The following is a 16,671-nucleotide window of genomic DNA, read 5'->3' on the forward strand; positions in this document are numbered from 1 at the left end:
CGGACAAATCCCTCCACTCAGCCTGCCGACGGGCCCTCAGATCAAAAGCGGTACTCGAGCTAACGCTCATTGTGTTGAGTGGGGCGGCTTCGCCGCATGGGGGGGCTCGCTCTCTGAATTGCAGGAGTCAGCCTGCTGGCGATGGCGGCCTGACAGCCGACCAATTTTTTGCTGATGCACCCGGCCCAACTGTGGGAGCGGGCTTGCTCGCGAAGGCGGCCTGACAGCTGACCCATTTCAGTCAGGAATACTCAACCCCTGTGGGAGCTGGCTTGCCAGCGATGGCGGCCTTCCAGTCAAAAAATTCTTGTTGATGTACCCCTCCCACACAGATTTACTCCCCGCAAAATCGACAGCCAATTCTCTTATCCCCCTCCATTTCACTGGCGCTTACAGGGTGGTCGGCTATAAAGAATGAGTGGTCAGGTCTTCCGTCATCCGCGGTATTCGTGCGCGATTGCGGAAGTGGCTCTTCCATTCATCGCGGGTCGTCCTATGAATAATCCTGGGAAACGCGTGTATCTGCCGTTGTCGCTGGCTTTCTCTGTCGCGCTATTGAGCGGCTGCGCCAGTCCTCCGCCACCGCCTCCTGCTGCACCGCCACCACCGCCGGTGCGTACCTGTCAGACCCTGGAAAACACTCAGGTGTCGGGCGATATGTATGTTGACGAGCAGGTCACTCGGCATATCACCACCACCCGGTGTGTCACGCAGTAGTGCTGTAGGGGTACTTGCCGGTGCACTTTGTCAGGCCATTACCCAAAGTCACTGTCTTACGGATAACCCCTGTGGGAGCGGGCTTGCTCGCGAATGCGGTGTGTCATTCAAGGCAATGCTGCCTGACACTCCGACTTCGCGAGCAAGCCCGCTCCCACAGGGTTGTCAGAGAGATCAGGACAGGAACCCACCGTCCACATTCAGCGAAACCCCGGTGGTGTAGCTCGATGCATCACTTGCCAGATACAGCACCGCCCCGGCCATTTCACTCGGATCGGCCACGCGCTTGAGGGGGATCTGCGTCAGTGCCTGCTTGAGGATCGCGTCATTCTTCACCAAGGCCGAAGCGAATTTGGTGTCGGTCAGGCCCGGCAGCAAGGCGTTGCAGCGGATGCCGAATTGCGCGCATTCCTTGGCGAAGACTTTGGTCATGTTGATCACGGCGGCCTTGGTCACCGAGTAGATGCCCTGGAACACGCCCGGTGAAATACCGTTGATCGAGGCGACGTTGATGATGCTGCCGCCACCGTTTTCGCGCATCAGCTTGCCGGCTTCCACCGACATGAAGAAGTAGCCACGGATGTTCACGTCGACAGTCTTCTGGAACGCACCCAGATCGGTGTCCAGCACGTTGCAGAACTGCGGGTTGGTCGCCGCGTTGTTCACCAGAATATCGAGGCGACCGAACTGTTCCTTGATCCCGGCGAAGACCTGGCTGATCTGTTCCATTTCACCAATGTGGCAGGCCACGGCGGTGGCCTTGCCGCCGGCGGCGATGATCGCGTCGGCGACGTGCTGGCAGCCTTCGAGCTTGCGGCTCGAGACGATCACGTGGGCGCCTTGCTGGGCCAGCAGTTTGGCGATGGCTTCGCCGATGCCACGGCTGGCGCCGGAGACGAATGCGATTTTGCCGTCGAGGTCGAACAACTGAGTCTTGGACATAAAGGTTCCTTGGTGTGGGCCGTCAGAGGCTCGATTTCGCAATGACCTGCAGGCTCATGTGCTCCAGCAGTTTGTTCATGTGAATGAACTGCGCGAAGCGTTTGTCCTGAGTCTGGCCGTGGTAGAAGCGGTAGTAGATCTGCTGCACGATGCCGGCCAGACGGAACAGGCCGTAGGTGTAGTAGAAGTCGAAATTGTCGATCTGGATGCCCGAGCGTTCGGCGTAGTAATCGACGAATTCGCGTCGAGTCAGCATGCCCGGGGCGTGGCTCGGCTGGCGGCGCATCAGTTGCACCGGTGCCGGATCATCGGCCTGAATCCAGTAGGCGAGGGTGTTGCCCAGGTCCATCAGCGGATCGCCGAGGGTGGTCAGTTCCCAGTCAAGCACGCCGATGATCTGCATCGGGTTGTTCGGGTCGAGGATCACGTTGTCGAAGCGATAGTCGTTGTGGACGATGCTCGAGGTCGGATGGTCGGCCGGCATCTTGTCGTTGAGCCACGCTTTGACTTTCTCCCAGTGCGGCGCGTCCGGGGTCAGGGCTTTTTCGTAGCGCTCGCTCCAGCCCTTGATCTGGCGGGCGACGTAGCCTTCCGGCTTGCCCAGATCGCCGAGGCCGCAGGCGTTGTAGTCAACCCGATGCAGCTCAACAAAGCGGTCGATGAAGCTCTTGCACAGCGCTTCGGTTTTCGCTGCATCGAGGCCCAGTTCTGGCGGCAGGTCGGAGCGCAGGATGATGCCCTTGACCCGTTCCATCACATAGAACTCGACACCGATCACCGACTCGTCGGTGCAGTGCACGTAGGCTTTCGGGCAGTAGGGGAAACCGTCGCGCAGTTGATTGAGGATGCGGAATTCGCGGCCCATGTCGTGGGCGGATTTGGCCTTGTGGCCAAACGGCGGCCGGCGCAGCACGAACTCCTGCTGCGGGTATTCCAGAAGGTAAGTCAGGTTCGACGCACCGCCTGGAAACTGGCTGATCTGCGGGGTGCCGGTCAGGTCCGGAATGTGCGCCTTCAAGTATGGATCGATCAGGCTGGCATCGAGTTCTTCGCCAGAGCGGATCCGGGTGGACTGGTCAGTAAGCGCCATGCTTATCCCTTCTGCTTATTTTGGAGGCCAGACATCATTGGCTAATCTAATGGCGCACTCGGGCGGCCACAAGCGCGCAGCGGTCTTATAGGTTAGCGTGTTGCAGGATAATCAGCGTTTCGAATAGGTACGGCAGCAGGGCGCTGCCGGCTCTTTTCAATGCACGCGCTGGTTGTTGAGCCTGGGGGGCAGGGCGATGGGCGTCAGCACCGGTTGCCCTGAGAAGAACGCCACGAGGTTTTTTCCCACCAGTTCCACCGTGCCTTGGGTGGCCTCGGGTGACAGGCCGGCGACGTGTGGCGTGAGAATCACATTACTCAGGGTTTTCAGCGCATCCGGCACCTGCGGTTCGTGATCGAACACGTCCAGTGCGGCGCCCGCAATTCGCCGTTGCTCAAGGGCGCTGATCAGCTCAGCGGTGGCGATCACACTGGCCCGCGCGATGTTGACGATGAAACCGTTCGGGCCAAGGGCGTCGAGCACCGGGCGAGTCACCAGATGCTGGGTGCCAATCCCGCCCGGCGTGGCGACGATCAGAAAGTCCGAGGCCCGCGCCAGTTCGGTCGGCGTCGAGCAGAACGTATAGGGCACATCACTGCGCAACTGACGGTTGTGGTAACTGATCTGCATGTCGAAACCGAGGTGAGCACGTTTGGCAATCGCCATGCCCACCGCGCCCAGGCCGAGAATGCCCAGGCGTTTATTGGCCAGCGACGGGCGCATGATCTTCGGCCATTCACCCCGGCGCACCGCCGCGTCGCAGCGCGGAATGTCGCGCACCAGCGCCAACAGCATCGCCATCGCATGATCGGCCACCGACGAGGCGTTGACCCCGGCACCATTGGTCACGGTGATCCCGCGATCGCTGGCAGCCTGCAGGTCAACGTGTTCATAACCGGCGCCGATCACGGTGATGATTTTCAGCGCCGGCAGGGCGGCAATTTCCTCAGCGGTCAGTCCCAGCGGGCCACGGGTCAGCACCGCGTCGATCCGTGCGCCGTGGCTGGCGATGGCTTGCGCACGTTCGGCAGGGGTTGGTGCGAGGATCAGATGAAAACCCTGATGCTCGAGAATCGGCAAATAGTCATTGATGGTTTCAACCAGTACCAGAACGGTGGCGGGCATTGCGCGGCTCCTGTGATCTATGACGGTGTGGTCGCGAAAGTCGTGTCAGAGTGCTGATTCCAGAGCGGTTTGGCAATGGTGGCCGCAGCCCCGCTTCAGCCAGTGTAGGAGCTGAAACGGGGAGCGCGCGGGCGCTTCGTCAGAAGCTCACGTCGGCGCTGTTGATCAGCCGTGCAAATGCTCCGCCGAGGGTGGCGTTATGGTGCTCGATGATGATGCGGGCGGGTAATGCGGGGGTGTCCATGCAAGTGTGGGCGTCGGCCACCAGCAACGGTTTGAAGCCCAGATCGGCAGCGGCGCGGCAGGTGGCGTCGACGCAGAACTGGGTTTTCATGCCGACCAGGTACAGGTCGTCAATCTGATTAGTGTTGAGCTGCTGCGCCAGATCGGTGCCATGGAAGGCGTTGGGTCGGGACTTGTCGAACACGTGGTCGGACTCGGCATTCAGGTCAAGTTCCGGCAGCAATTGCCAGAAGGGGCTGCCGGCGGCAATCGGCGAACCTGTCGGGCCGGTGTGGCGTACGGCGTAGATCGGCACGTGTTGCTGGCGTGCCTGGCGGATCAGCTGCTGGATGTTGGCGAGCACGCGCTCCCCGTCATGGGGTTTTTCCGGGCCATGGAACAGACCGACCTGCATATCGATGATCAACAATGCTGCGGACATGATGTTTCTCCTTGAGGGCTGCAAAAGCCGCAGGGACGGGAGAAACAACAAGGCCCCGTCCATTGCTGGCGGGGCCTTGGGTTCACTGCGCTGGATTCATCTCAGGCAGCAACACCACGACCCGCCGGTGGCGGTCGTGGTGGTACGGGTGAGGTGCAGCGGGCGAAGGTTCATGCCGCCGATCATGCTGGCGGCGGCGAAGGGCTGTCAACTGGCGTATTGAGCGATGCCGTTGCCGAACGACCAATTCTCCTTTTTGACTTCCACCAGATTGATGAACACGTCTTCCATGCGAATGCCCAGTTGGGTGTTCAGGCTGTGCGCGATGGTCTGGTACAGGGCTTTTTTCTGCTCCAGCGTCCGACCTTCATTGAGGGTGATCTGGATGATCACCAACTGATCGCTGCGCTGGATGCCCAGGTATTGCGGGTCGAAGATGAAATGCTCGCCGTCGTGCTCGTTGAGGATCTGGAAATTATCGTGTTCCGGCACATTGATGGTGCTGCGCATGGCGGCGTAGATCTGCTCGCCGATGCGTTTGGCGAAGGTGGGGTCGGTGTGCTTTTTGATTTCGACGCGGACGAGGGGCATGGGCAGAGATTCCGTTGGGTAGGGGACTTGTCTCACGCTAGAACATGTCGGCCAGATTGAAAGTGTGGGGTGATGAGCTCGCAGCTGTTTTTGTACGAGGCTACCTACGTTTTTCGCGGATTTTGCCTACGAATTTGGCGGATGCGTCTGCTACCGGAATGGTGATGAACGCGAAATCATGGAGGCACAAAGTAGCTTGGGCAGTGACTACCAACAGCCAAGGAAGGCAAATGCTTCAAAACAATCGAGAACACCTGGAACTCGAAAGGATAATGAGTGAAATACGGAAACTGGCGGCCGAGAGAAAAAAGCTTATAGCGGAAGAAAAGAAGTTGAGGTGGGATACGTATTTTTATCCGTTTGCGGTAGTCACTGGGGTGTTGACCGCAACAGCAGCCGTAGTAGGACTTTCACTCAAGTTTTAAGTGTTCGCGTTTGTACCATTCAGACCCCTCTCTAAAAAAGGAAATCACCATGAGTACATTTGACCGTCAGGCCATGATTGAACGGGCAGATCGAGAATACGATGAGGACGTTGAAAGAATGCGCGTCAAAAACAAGGGCGATATGTACCCAATCTGGGGAATGCTGGTGTTCGGCCTGTTTTGCATGTCACTCGGATTCATGCTGGCTCGATCAATCTGATCAAGTCTTCCCGCTCGTATTACATTGGGACTTGCCGGAAAACGACATCTCACGTATCCGGAGCCGACAGCCATTTTCCCGAAAACGACAACCCGCTGATCTGCTCCGTACAACCATTCCTCAGCTAAGTCTTTGCTTCTGCTCATTTATCGCGGAGAATCGCGCCCCTGTTTCGGCCGGAGCATGTCTGTCGGTTTTTTCCGACGCGTCCTGACCGAGTGGCAAGTGACCGGAATGCGGAGATCCGACCGGATGAATGATCAGGCCAATAGCGTCGACGCACGCTATGAAGCGGCAGCACCAGCTGAACTGTCGAGCTGGAATCGCCATGACACCACGTGGATGTTGGGACTGTTCGGGACGGCCATTGGCGCCGGTACCCTGTTTTTGCCGATCAACGCGGGTCTGGGTGGCTTCTGGCCGCTGGTGATCCTCGCGCTGCTGGCCTTCCCGATGACATTCTTCGCTCACCGCGGCCTGACCCGCTTCGTGCTCTCCGGTCGCGAAGGCGCCGACATCACCGAGGTGGTCGAGCAGCATTTCGGCATCAAGGCCGGCGCGCTGATCACCCTGCTGTACTTCTTCGCCATCTTCCCGATCCTGCTGATCTACAGCGTCGGCCTGACCAACACGGTCGCCAGCTTCCTCGAACACCAACTGCACATCACGCCGCCGCCGCGCGCGCTGCTGTCGTTCGTGCTGATCCTCGGCCTGCTGGCCGTGGTGCGTTGCGGCGAGCAGGCGATCGTCAAGGCGATGAGCCTGATGGTGTATCCGTTCATCGTCGCGTTGCTGTTCCTCGCGGTGTACCTGATTCCGCACTGGAATGGCGGCATTCTCACCACCGCTTCGCAAGTGCCGGCACCGTCGGCACTGCTGCACACACTGTGGCTGGCGATTCCGGTGATGGTGTTCTCGTTCAACCACTCGCCGATCATCTCGGCCTTCGCGGTGGACCAGAAGCGTCGTTACGGTGCCAATGCGGAGCAGCGCAGCTCGCAGATCCTCTGCCGCGCCCACCTGCTGATGGTGGTGATGGTGCTGTTCTTCGTCTTCAGTTGCGTGCTGACCCTGTCGCCGGAACAACTGGCCGAAGCCAAGGCGCAGAATCTGTCGATCCTGTCGTACCTGGCCAACCACTTCAGCAATCCGGCCATCGCTTTTGCGGCGCCGTTGATTGCCTTTGTGGCGATTTCCAAGTCGTTCCTCGGCCACTACATCGGTGCCAGCGAAGGCCTCAAGGGCCTGATCGTCAAGAGCGGCAAGCGTCCGGGCGCCAAAGCGCTGGATCGCATAGTCGCGGCGTTCATGCTGGTGGTGTGCTGGATCGTTGCAACCCTGAACCCGAGCATTCTCGGGATGATCGAGGCCGTCGGCGGTCCGGTGATTGCGGCGATCCTGTTCCTGATGCCGATGTACGCGATTCGTAAAGTACCGGCGATGGCGCGCTATCGCGGTCAGGCGTCGAACGTATTCGTTACCCTGGTCGGTCTGGTGGCCATTTCGGCGGTGATTTATTCGCTGACGGCGTAAGCCAAAGCGCCAGAGACTCAGCTACAGTGGCCGCTGTGCGTGATACGCACAGCGGCTTTTTTTCGTCTGGAGACAGTGGATTGTCGAGCGCGCCCCAATCTGTAGAGCCACCCAATCGCTGGCAGGATATCCTCGCCGGTCTGTCGATTGCCGGTCTGCTATTACCCGAAGCGGTCGCCTATTCGACCATCGCCGCACTGGCGCCCCAGGCCGGGGTGATTGCGCTGTTTGCCGGGTTGCTGTGCTATGGGTTGTTTGGCACCAGCCGCTTTGCCATTGTCTCGGCCACGTCTTCGTCAGCAGCGGTGCTGGCGGCGGCCACCGCGACCATGGCCAATGGCGACCCGCAGTTACGCGCGACGCTGGCGGTCGGGTTGGTGCTGGTCACCGGTGGGCTGTTCTTGCTGGCGGGGATCTTTCGTTTCGGCAGCGTCACTGCGTTTATCGCCAAACCGGTGCTGCGCGGCTTCGCCTTCGGCCTCGCGCTGACCATCATCCTCAAGCAGGTCGCCAGTGTGGTCGGTGTGCATCTGACCGATGCCAATCTGGTGCGCTTCGCCCCGCAACTGCTCGAACAACTGCCGCAGTGGAACTGGCCGGCGGCGGCCGTCGCAGCGGTGGCGTTGCTGCTGTTGGGACTGTTCTCGCGCTTTCCACGGGTGCCAGGCGGTTTGCTGGTGGTGGTGATCGGCATCGTCGCTGGACAATGGCTGAACCTTCCGGCGTATGGCGTGAACATGATTGGCTTGATCGACCTGAGCCTGGAGGTGCCAAGCCTGCCGGTGCTGCCGTTTGCCGACTGGCTGCGGCTGGGGGAGGTGGGGTTTGCGCTGGTGATGATTCTGTACGCCGAGTCGTACGGCTCGATCAGTTCATTCGCCCTCAAACACGGCGACCGTGTGACCTCCAACCGCGATCTGCTGGCGCTCGGCGCAGCGAACTTGTTGTCCGGATTGTTCCATGGCATGCCGGCGGGGGCCGGGTATTCGGCAACGTCGGCGAACGAGGCCGCTGGCGCGACTTCTCGCTGGGCCGGTGGGGTGGCGGCGCTGGTGGTGCTGGTGATCGTGCTGACGGTGCTGCCGTGGATCGCCCTGACACCGGAGCCGATTCTGGCGGCCATCGTGATTCATGCGCTGGCGCGGGGCTTGAGTCTGCAGCCGCTGGGGCGCTATTTCGTCTGGCGCCGGGATCGGCTGCTGGTGCTGTGCGCGGTGGGGGCGGTGCTGGTACTGGGCATTCTCGACGGCTTGCTGGTGTCGGTGGCCATCAGCGTGTTGCTGATGCTCAAACAGATGTCGGCGGCGGACATTCAGGTGCTCGGTCGGATCGACGGCGGCCATGATTTTGTCGATCTGCAGCGTCACCCAACGGCGGTGACTGAGCCGGGAGTGCTGATTGTGCGGCCCAGTGAGGCGTTGTTCTTTGCTAACGTCGAGCGAGTTCTTGGTGCAGCTTTGCACTTGATTCGTCATTCGGACGTGGCGCTGCACACGGTGATTCTCAGTCTGGAGGAAACCCCGGACCTGGACGGCACCAGCATTGAGGCAATCCAGGAGTTCTTCCTGCGGGTGCATCAGGAGGGCAAGCGCCTGATTCTGGCGCGACTCAAGCATGAGGCACTGGCGGTGCTGGAGGTATTGCCTGAAGTGCAAGCAAATGGCGTGACGCTTAGCGGGCTGAGCGTTGATGGCGCGGTCCGGCAAGCCCTCAAACTCAACACTTAACCCCCCTGTAGGAGTGAGCCTGCTCGCGATAGCGGTGTGTCAGTCGATACAAATGTATCTGACACACCGCTATCGCGAGCAGGCTCACTCCTACAGGGGACGGTATTCCAAGGCATAAAAAAACGCCGCGCATCTCACGATGGGCGGCGTTTTCTATTGCTTTGTAACGTTAGGCTTGAACGACTGGAATCTTGGCGTTCGCAGCAGCTTCACGGAACTCGGCGATCTGGTCGAAGGACAGGTAGCGGTAGACATCGGCCGCCATGCTGTCGATCTTGCCAGCGTATTCCATGTATTCCTCGACGGTCGGCAGGCGACCCAGGATCGAAGCCACGGACGCCAGCTCGGCCGAAGCCAGGTAGACGTTCGCGCCGTCGCCCAGACGGTTCGGGAAGTTACGGGTCGAAGTCGACACCACGGTGCTGTTCGGCTCAACGCGTGCCTGGTTACCCATGCACAGCGAGCAGCCTGGCATTTCCATGCGTGCGCCGGCCTTGCCGTAGATGCCGTAGTAGCCTTCTTCGGTCAGTTGGTGAGCGTCCATCTTGGTCGGCGGCGACAGCCACAGACGGGTAGGCAGCTGACCCTTGACCTGATCCAGCAGTTTACCGGCAGCGCGGAAGTGACCGATGTTGGTCATGCACGAACCGATGAACACTTCGTCGATCTTCTCGCCAGCCACGCTGGACAGCAGACGGGCGTCGTCCGGATCGTTCGGCGCGCACAGTACCGGCTCGTTGATGTCGGCCAGATCGATTTCGATGACTTCGGCGTATTCGGCGTCGGCATCGGCTTCCATCAGCTCAGGGTTGGCGATCCAGGCTTCCATCGCTTGCGCGCGACGTTCCAGGGTACGCGCATCGCCGTAGCCTTCGCCGATCATCCAGCGCAGCAGGGTGATGTTGGACTGCAGGTACTCGGTGATCGACTCTTTCGACAGCTTGATGGTGCAACCGGCAGCCGAACGTTCGGCCGAGGCGTCGGACAGTTCGAACGCCTGTTCCAGGGTCAGACCTTCCAGGCCTTCGATCTCCAGGATGCGGCCGGAGAAGGCGTTTTTCTTGCCTTTCTTCTCGACGGTCAGCAGACCGTTCTGGATGGCGAAGTAAGGAATGGCATGAACCAGGTCACGCAGGGTGATGCCAGGTTTCATTTTGCCTTTGAAGCGCACCAGGATCGATTCCGGCATGTCCAGCGGCATGACGCCGGTGGCAGCGGCGAACGCGACCAGACCGGAACCGGCCGGGAACGAGATGCCCATCGGGAAGCGGGTGTGCGAGTCACCACCGGTACCTACGGTGTCCGGCAGCAGCATGCGGTTCAGCCACGAGTGGATGATGCCATCGCCCGGACGCAGGGAAACGCCGCCGCGGGTCATGATGAAGTCAGGCAGGGTGTGGTGGGTGGTCACGTCGATCGGCTTCGGATACGCCGCGGTGTGGCAGAAGGACTGCATCACCAGGTCAGCGGAGAAGCCCAGGCACGCCAGGTCTTTCAGTTCGTCACGGGTCATCGGACCGGTGGTGTCCTGAGAGCCGACGGTGGTCATTTTCGGTTCGCAGTAGGTGCCAGGACGAACGCCTTTGCCTTCTGCCAGACCGCACGCCTTGCCGACCATTTTCTGCGCCAGGGTGAAGCCCTTGGTGCTTTCAGCCGGTGCTTCCGGCTTCTTGAACAGATCGAATGCCGGCAGACCCAGTTCGGCACGAGCCTTCTCGGTCAGGCCACGGCCGATGATCAGCGGAATACGACCGCCGGCACGGACTTCGTCCAGCAGCACAGGGGTCTTCATTTCGAAGGTGGTGATGACTTCGTCGGTACCGTGCTTGCAGACTTTGCCAGCGTGCGGGTACAGGTCGATCACGTCGCCCATGTTCATGTTCGACACGTCGAACTCGATTGGCAGTGCGCCGGCATCTTCCATGGTGTTGTAGAAGATCGGAGCGATTTTGCTGCCGAAGCAGAAACCGCCAGCGCGCTTGTTCGGCACGTAAGGGATGTCGTCGCCGAAGAACCACAGCACCGAGTTGGTCGCCGATTTACGCGAGGAACCGGTACCGACCACGTCACCGACGTAGGCGATCGGGAAGCCTTGACCGCGCATTTCTTCGATCTGCTTCATCGGGCCGGTCTTGCCTTGCTCGTCCGGAACGATGCCGTCACGGGCCATTTTCAGCATGGCCAGGGCGTGCAGCGGGATGTCAGGACGCGACCAGGCGTCTGGTGCAGGCGACAGGTCGTCGGTGTTGGTTTCGCCGGTGACCTTGAATACGCGCAGGCTGATCTTGTCGGCCAGGACAGGACGCTTCTTGAACCACTCGCCGTCAGCCCAGGATTGCAGCACGGCCTTGGCGTGAACGTTGCCGTTCTTGGCTTTTTCAGCCACGTCGTGGAAGGCATCGAACATCAGCAGGGTGTGCTTGAGTTCTTCGGCAGCCACTGGCGCCAGCTCGGCGTTGTCCAGCAGTTCAACCAGAGTCACGATGTTGTAGCCGCCCTGCATGGTGCCGAGCAGTTCTACAGCGCGCTTCTTGTCCAGCAGAGGGGAGGTGACTTCGCCTTTGGCCAGGGCCGACAGGAAACCGGCTTTGACGTAAGCGGCTTCGTCCACTCCTGGTGGTACGCGATTGGTGATCAGGTCAACGAGGAAAGCTTCTTCGCCAGCCGGAGGATTCTTCAGCAGCTCGACCAGGCCTGCAGTTTGTTCGGCGTTAAGCGGCTGGGGAACGATACCCAGGGCTGCACGCTCTTCGATATGTTTGCGGTAGGCTTCAAGCACAGTTATTACCCTCATCAGTGGTCCCAAATGGGTGTCCGGGACGCTCATCCCGAAATTGCCGTACTCATGCACCGCACGACGTTGTGGGTCGTTTGGCCAGAATTACCGGCAATTCCTTACAGAAGCTGCTTTCAAAGTTTTACGCCTGCAGAACGGGGAGCTGATGAGGGTTGGCGTTGGGCTTTTCCCCGCTGGAAAAACCCTTCGCCAACACCGCTCTGAAGGAACGACTGTGCTCGTGACGCTTTGAAAACAGCTTCTAACGGACATTGGCGCCTTAAAAGGCTGGCTGATTCTACGGCAAAAAAAATTTAAAGGTAAGTCGCGCTCTATTGGACTTTGGTGGCGTTGTGCGCGGGCGAGGCAAACCGCGAGCCAGCGCTTGCCCCTGACGTTTGAGGGGTGATCAATGCCCGACAAAGGGCTAACATGCCGGCCTGTTCCGCGTTTCAGTGTTTTGCCAATTTATGCCCAATCAGACCATCAAGACCCCCTGCGTCGGCCTCTGCTCCACTGTTTACGGAGATCTGGTGTGCCGTGGCTGCAAGCGTTTCCACCACGAAGTGATCCACTGGAATGGTTACGGCGAGGAGGAAAAGCGTGCGGTGTGGTTGCGTCTGGAGCAATTGCTGTCACAAGTGATGGCGAGCAAGGTCGAGATCTTCGATCCAGCGCGGCTGCGCCAACAGCTGGAGCAGCGCAAGATCCGCTTTGTGCCGCATCAGTCGGAATATTGCTGGGCCTATCAGCTGATTGCGCGCGGGGCGCGGGTGATCATTAATCTGGAAGCCTACGGGATGGTGTTGCTGCCGGAGTTCCGCGACTGGAACCTGCCGGAGTTGCGCGATGCCATTGATCGGGAATTTTTCCTGCTGTCGGAAGCGCATTATCAGCGCTACATCGCCCCGGGCTTCCTCAAGGACGTCTTTGGCGCCTGAAGATCAAAAGCTTCGCGAGCAAGCCCGCTCCCACAGGAGATTGCATTCCAAATGTGGGAGCGGGCTTGCTCGCGAAGACTGACTTTCAAACGCCGCAGTCCCTAATGCTTCACCGCCAACTCCACCAGATGATCTTCAATCTCCTGCGGCTTGAGCACCAGCACGTCGCTTTCCAGCGCATCCAGCACCACTTCGGCGGTATTGCCGATCAACGCGCCCGACAACCCGGTGCGCGCCACGGTGCCGATCACGGTCACCGCCGCCTGCAGCTTGTGCGCCATGAACGGAATCAGCACATCCGCCGGGCCTTCCTCGATGTGCAGGTGTTCGTCGTCCACATCGAACTCGGCCTGAAACGCCTTGCACTGTTCGCGGTATTTCGCCTCGATGGTTTCCTTGAGTTGAAAGGTCGGATCCGCTGCCGAGAGCATGGGTGACGGATGCGCCGTGATCACATGCAGATGCGCCTTGGCGAGGCTGGCAATGTCGTAGCCGTGATCAATGATCGTAGTGTGCAAATGCCGGTGTTCGCCATCGGCATTGCCCACGTCCACGGCCGCAAGAATCACCCGGTCTTTCCAGGAAGTGGATGTTTTTACCAATAGCACCGGGGTCGGGCAGTGCCGCAGCAGTTTCCAGTCCGCCGGCGTCAGCAGGGCCTTTTTCAGCGCACTGTCGGGATAGTGCTGCTTGACCACCAGCCCGCAGCCTTCGGCCTGCTGCACATCGATGATGGTTTCGTGCAGGCTCTCGTTCCATGCCTGTTCGGTGGTCGCGCTGTAGCCATCCGCCAGCAGCGCGGCTTTGAGCACGCCGAGCATGCCGGCGTGGTCGTGCTTGCGGTCGCACACCAGCAAGTGGAGATGGGCCTGGGTCACGCCGGCGATCAGCTTGGCGCGCTTGAGCGCCAGGCTTTCCGAATGTTCGGGTTCGATGACCACCAGAATGCTGCGAATGGCTTGCATGAGCGGAGTCTCCAGCAAAGAAAAGGCACGGCGTTGCACAACTATAGTTGCTGCTCATGCGCCTGCGACTTGATACATATCAACGCCTGCGACTGGTGGTCTGCGGGCAGGCCGGTATAATCGGCGGCCTTTGCTCGTACACCTTTTACCGTGAGCCCCATGATCCTTCCCGAAATCCACGAATTCCTTGGCTGCCGCACGCCCGACGCCTGGGTCCAGGCGGCACTGGCCGATCAGGAAACCCTGTTGATCGACCACAAGAACTGCGAGTTCAAGGCCGCCAGTACCGCGTTGAGCCTGATTGCCAAGTACCATTCCCACGTCGACCTGATCAACATGATGTCGCGTCTGGCCCGGGAAGAACTGGTGCACCACGAACAAGTCATGCGCATCATGAAACGCCGCAAGATCGAGCTGCGCCAGTTGCATGCCGGGCGTTACGCCTCGGGCCTGCGCAAAGTGGTGCGCAGCCATGAGCCGGTGAAACTGGTGGATACCCTGGTGGTCGGCGCATTTATCGAAGCGCGCAGTTGCGAGCGTTTCGAAGCGCTGGTGCCGCATCTGGACGAAGAACTCGGCAAGTTCTATTTCGGCCTGCTGAAAAGCGAGGCGCGGCACTTCCAGGGTTATCTGAAACTGGCTTACCAGTACGGCGACGTGAAGGACATCGCTCAGGTGATCGACAAGGTGCGTGCGGCCGAGCAGGAGCTGATCGAGTCGCCGGATGAAGAATTCCGCTTTCACAGTGGTGTGCCGGCCGCGGCCTGAAACACAAACTGTTAAAAACTCTTAAGAGTATGAAATATCACCGAAAACCGGCCCCTGCGGCCGGTTTTTGCTGCCCGAAACAACGCCTCGCCGACGAATCCCGCCATACTGTCGCCCACTTCACACATGGGTTGGCAGACGGTCGTTATGGATAACCTGGGTTTTGGCAAAGTCCTGCTGGTCGAAGACGATGAGCGTCTGGCCACGTTGATTGCGCACTTTCTCGAACAACATGGCTACGAGGTGCGCGCGGTGCATCGCGGTGATCTGGCGGTGGCCGCGTTTCTCGAGTTCCAGCCCAAAGTGGTGGTGCTCGACCTGATGCTGCCGGGGCAGAGCGGGCTGCACGTGTGCCGGGAGATTCGCAGTGTGTCGGACACGCCGATTGTCATCCTTACCGCCAAGGAAGACGACCTCGACCATATTCTCGGCCTGGAATCCGGCGCCGACGACTACGTGATCAAACCGATCAAACCGCCGGTACTGCTCGCTCGGCTGCGCGCCTTGCAGCGGCGGCAGATGCCGGAAGCCGGCGTGGTCAGTGCGCTGGAGTTCGGGCGCTTGAGCATCGATCGCAGCTGTCGCGAAGTGCGTCTGGCCGGCGAGATCATCGAAATGACCACCATGGAATTCGAGCTGCTGTGGTTGCTGGCCAGCGCCGCCGGCAAGACCCTGTCCCGCGATGACATCCTCAATCGCATGCGCGGTATCGCTTTTGACGGGCTCAACCGCAGCGTCGACGTGTACATCAGCAAGTTGCGCAACAAACTCAAGGACAACCCACGCGAACCGGTGTGTATCAAGACCGTGTGGGGCAAGGGGTATCTGTTCAATCCGTTCGCGTGGGAGCTGTAGATGCTGCGGTTATTCCTCGGGCTGTTTCTGGTGATGACGGTGGGCCTGGTCCTGGCCCTGCAAACTGTCGAGCGTACGTTCGATGCCTTGCTCGACTATCAGATGCAGGACTACAACCGCGAGGCGGTGCGTGGTCAGGCCTGGACGCTGGGGGAGTTGCTGCGCAACCTCGACGGCCCGTCCCGTGAAAAACAACTGCAGGCTCTGCGCCCGCACTATGGCTTGGGGTTGACCTTGGTCGACGCCGATCAACTGGCGCTCAGCGACGAGGAAAAAGCCGAGCTTGCTCAAGGCTTGCTGGTGATCCGCGACAAATACACCCAATACATTTCAGCCATCGACGGCGGCTCGCAACTGCTCAGCATTCGCTTGCCCGCCGAACCCAGCCTGATGCCGTTCTACATTGCCGGTGCCTACTTGATGATCGCCGTGCTGATCGGCTGTGTGTTGTTTTTCTGGGTGCGTCCGCACTGGCGCGATCTGGAAAAACTGCGTCTGGCCGCCGAGCGCTTTGGCGACAACGACCTGTCGGTGCGCATTCAACTGTCCAAGCGCTCGAACATTCGCGATCTGGCTGAACACTTCAACCTGATGGCGGCGCGCATCGAGAGTTTGATCGCCAATCAGCGTGAGCTGACCAACGCGGTGTCCCACGAACTGCGCACGCCGATTGCGCGATTGTCGTTCGAACTCGACCAGCTCAAGCAGCAACCGGACGCCAGCCAGAACCGCGAACTGATCGCCGACATGTACGCCGACCTTGGCGAGCTGGAAGAAATGGTCTCCGAGCTGCTGACCTACGCCAGCCTCGAACGCGGCGCGACGGTGATCAAGTGCGAAAACATTCAAGCGGCCAACTGGCTCGACAGCGTGGTCGGCAGCGTGGCGCTGGAGGCGGAAGCGGCGGGGGTGCAGTTGCTGATTGGTGACTGCCTGCTCGACACCGTACGCATCGAGCCGCGCTTCATGGCGCGCGCAGTGATCAATCTGCTGCGCAACGCCATTCGTTATGCCGAGCAGCGTGTCGAGGTGACGCTGGTGCGCAGCGGCGATTACTACGAAGTGCGGGTCAACGACGACGGTCCGGGTGTGCCGGTGGAAGGTCGGGAGAAAATCTTCGAGCCGTTCTCGCGGCTGGATGCCAGTCGCGACCGTCGTACCGGTGGCTTTGGGCTGGGTCTGGCATTGGTGCGGCGGGTGTCGCAGTCTCATGGCGGGCAGGTCGAGGTCGGGGAATCGGTGTGGGGTGGGGCGTCGTTCCGGATGACCTGGGCGCATCTGGACTGATTTGTGTAGACAGGTTGGGCCCTATCGCGAGCAGGCTCACTCCTA

General features: G+C 60.0%; 15 protein-coding genes. 8 read left to right on the plus strand and 7 right to left on the minus strand.

All coding sequences use genetic code 11. From position 1 onward, the window contains the following. Positions 1-891: 891 nt before the first annotated feature. From KCG87_RS26940 to KCG87_RS26960, 5 genes are all read right to left on the minus strand, one after another. Positions 892-1,659: an SDR family oxidoreductase gene (locus tag KCG87_RS26940; protein ID WP_007965755.1), complete on the minus strand. Its 768-nt coding sequence runs from the start codon at positions 1,657-1,659 to the stop codon at positions 892-894. A gap of 22 nt (positions 1,660-1,681) precedes the next feature. Then, positions 1,682-2,749, minus strand: a complete 1,068-nt coding sequence (locus KCG87_RS26945) for a phosphotransferase family protein (protein WP_210559209.1) — start codon at positions 2,747-2,749, stop codon at positions 1,682-1,684. Positions 2,750-2,905: 156 nt separating this feature from the next. Next, positions 2,906-3,874: a 2-hydroxyacid dehydrogenase gene (locus KCG87_RS26950; protein WP_096795932.1), complete on the minus strand. Its 969-nt coding sequence runs from the start codon at positions 3,872-3,874 to the stop codon at positions 2,906-2,908. A gap of 139 nt (positions 3,875-4,013) precedes the next feature. Beyond that, positions 4,014-4,538: a cysteine hydrolase family protein gene (locus KCG87_RS26955; RefSeq protein WP_210559208.1), complete on the minus strand. Its 525-nt coding sequence runs from the start codon at positions 4,536-4,538 to the stop codon at positions 4,014-4,016. A gap of 207 nt (positions 4,539-4,745) precedes the next feature. Beyond that, positions 4,746-5,129, minus strand: a complete 384-nt coding sequence (locus KCG87_RS26960; protein WP_098968251.1) for a tautomerase family protein — start codon at positions 5,127-5,129, stop codon at positions 4,746-4,748. Positions 5,130-5,173: 44 nt separating this feature from the next. On the opposite strand from KCG87_RS26960, the gene KCG87_RS27655 reads away from it, so the two are divergent. The 4 genes from KCG87_RS27655 (at position 5,174) to KCG87_RS26980 (ending at position 9,034) form a co-directional block, all read left to right on the plus strand. Continuing rightward, the gene (locus KCG87_RS27655) at positions 5,174-5,554 is read left to right on the plus strand and encodes a hypothetical protein (protein ID WP_348983763.1); all 381 of its coding nucleotides are present in this window, start codon (positions 5,174-5,176) and stop codon (positions 5,552-5,554) included. Positions 5,555-5,603: 49 nt separating this feature from the next. After that, the gene (locus tag KCG87_RS26970) at positions 5,604-5,774 is read left to right on the plus strand and encodes a hypothetical protein (protein WP_167797071.1); all 171 of its coding nucleotides are present in this window, start codon (positions 5,604-5,606) and stop codon (positions 5,772-5,774) included. A gap of 252 nt (positions 5,775-6,026) precedes the next feature. Continuing rightward, positions 6,027-7,307: an HAAAP family serine/threonine permease gene (locus KCG87_RS26975; RefSeq protein ID WP_027613177.1), complete on the plus strand. Its 1,281-nt coding sequence runs from the start codon at positions 6,027-6,029 to the stop codon at positions 7,305-7,307. 80 nt (positions 7,308-7,387) lie between these two features. After that, positions 7,388-9,034 carry a SulP family inorganic anion transporter gene (locus tag KCG87_RS26980; RefSeq protein WP_210559207.1) on the plus strand — a complete coding sequence of 549 codons (1,647 nt, stop codon included), beginning with the start codon at positions 7,388-7,390 and terminating at the stop codon, positions 9,032-9,034. Positions 9,035-9,203: 169 nt separating this feature from the next. On the opposite strand, the gene acnB is transcribed toward KCG87_RS26980, so the two are convergent. Further along, positions 9,204-11,813: a bifunctional aconitate hydratase 2/2-methylisocitrate dehydratase gene (gene acnB, locus KCG87_RS26985; RefSeq protein ID WP_027613175.1), complete on the minus strand. Its 2,610-nt coding sequence runs from the start codon at positions 11,811-11,813 to the stop codon at positions 9,204-9,206. Between the two features lie 467 nt (positions 11,814-12,280). Between acnB and KCG87_RS26990 the strand changes: the two genes are divergently transcribed. Next, the gene (locus tag KCG87_RS26990) at positions 12,281-12,751 is read left to right on the plus strand and encodes a DUF1289 domain-containing protein (RefSeq protein ID WP_210559206.1); all 471 of its coding nucleotides are present in this window, start codon (positions 12,281-12,283) and stop codon (positions 12,749-12,751) included. Positions 12,752-12,852: 101 nt separating this feature from the next. On the opposite strand, the gene KCG87_RS26995 is transcribed toward KCG87_RS26990, so the two are convergent. Further along, complete coding sequence (locus tag KCG87_RS26995) at positions 12,853-13,716, minus strand: universal stress protein (protein ID WP_210559205.1); 864 nt, start codon at positions 13,714-13,716, stop codon at positions 12,853-12,855. Between the two features lie 159 nt (positions 13,717-13,875). On the opposite strand from KCG87_RS26995, the gene miaE reads away from it, so the two are divergent. From miaE to KCG87_RS27010, 3 genes are all read left to right on the plus strand, one after another. Continuing rightward, positions 13,876-14,484 (plus strand): tRNA isopentenyl-2-thiomethyl-A-37 hydroxylase MiaE, encoded by a 609-nt coding sequence (gene miaE / locus KCG87_RS27000; RefSeq protein ID WP_103367853.1) that lies wholly within the window; start codon positions 13,876-13,878, stop codon positions 14,482-14,484. Between the two features lie 147 nt (positions 14,485-14,631). Continuing rightward, a complete protein-coding gene (locus KCG87_RS27005; RefSeq protein ID WP_027613172.1) occupies positions 14,632-15,339 on the plus strand; it encodes a response regulator in 708 nt (235 codons plus the stop codon). Further along, complete coding sequence (locus KCG87_RS27010; RefSeq protein WP_210559204.1) at positions 15,340-16,626, plus strand: ATP-binding protein; 1,287 nt, start codon at positions 15,340-15,342, stop codon at positions 16,624-16,626. The last annotated feature ends 45 nt before the right edge of the window (positions 16,627-16,671 follow it).

The organism is Pseudomonas sp. MWU347 (genome assembly GCF_017947305.1).
In the GTDB taxonomy this organism is placed as follows: Bacteria; Pseudomonadota; Gammaproteobacteria; order Pseudomonadales; family Pseudomonadaceae; genus Aquipseudomonas; species Aquipseudomonas putida_A.

Excerpts from the sequence above, each read along its gene's own strand:
- KCG87_RS26940 (WP_007965755.1), bottom strand. The coding sequence starts at position 1,659 with ATGTCCAAGACTCAGTTGTTCGACCTCGACGGCAAAATCGCATTCGTC.
- KCG87_RS26945 (WP_210559209.1), bottom strand. The coding sequence starts at position 2,749 with ATGGCGCTTACTGACCAGTCCACCCGGATCCGCTCTGGCGAAGAACTC.
- KCG87_RS26950 (WP_096795932.1), bottom strand. The coding sequence starts at position 3,874 with ATGCCCGCCACCGTTCTGGTACTGGTTGAAACCATCAATGACTATTTG.
- KCG87_RS26955 (WP_210559208.1), bottom strand. The coding sequence starts at position 4,538 with ATGTCCGCAGCATTGTTGATCATCGATATGCAGGTCGGTCTGTTCCAT.
- KCG87_RS26960 (WP_098968251.1), bottom strand. The coding sequence starts at position 5,129 with ATGCCCCTCGTCCGCGTCGAAATCAAAAAGCACACCGACCCCACCTTC.
- KCG87_RS27655 (WP_348983763.1), top strand. The coding sequence starts at position 5,174 with ATGTCGGCCAGATTGAAAGTGTGGGGTGATGAGCTCGCAGCTGTTTTT.
- KCG87_RS26970 (WP_167797071.1), top strand. The coding sequence starts at position 5,604 with ATGAGTACATTTGACCGTCAGGCCATGATTGAACGGGCAGATCGAGAA.
- KCG87_RS26975 (WP_027613177.1), top strand. The coding sequence starts at position 6,027 with ATGAATGATCAGGCCAATAGCGTCGACGCACGCTATGAAGCGGCAGCA.
- KCG87_RS26990 (WP_210559206.1), top strand. The coding sequence starts at position 12,281 with ATGCCCAATCAGACCATCAAGACCCCCTGCGTCGGCCTCTGCTCCACT.
- KCG87_RS26995 (WP_210559205.1), bottom strand. The coding sequence starts at position 13,716 with ATGCAAGCCATTCGCAGCATTCTGGTGGTCATCGAACCCGAACATTCG.
- miaE (WP_103367853.1), top strand. The coding sequence starts at position 13,876 with ATGATCCTTCCCGAAATCCACGAATTCCTTGGCTGCCGCACGCCCGAC.
- KCG87_RS27005 (WP_027613172.1), top strand. The coding sequence starts at position 14,632 with ATGGATAACCTGGGTTTTGGCAAAGTCCTGCTGGTCGAAGACGATGAG.
- KCG87_RS27010 (WP_210559204.1), top strand. The coding sequence starts at position 15,340 with ATGCTGCGGTTATTCCTCGGGCTGTTTCTGGTGATGACGGTGGGCCTG.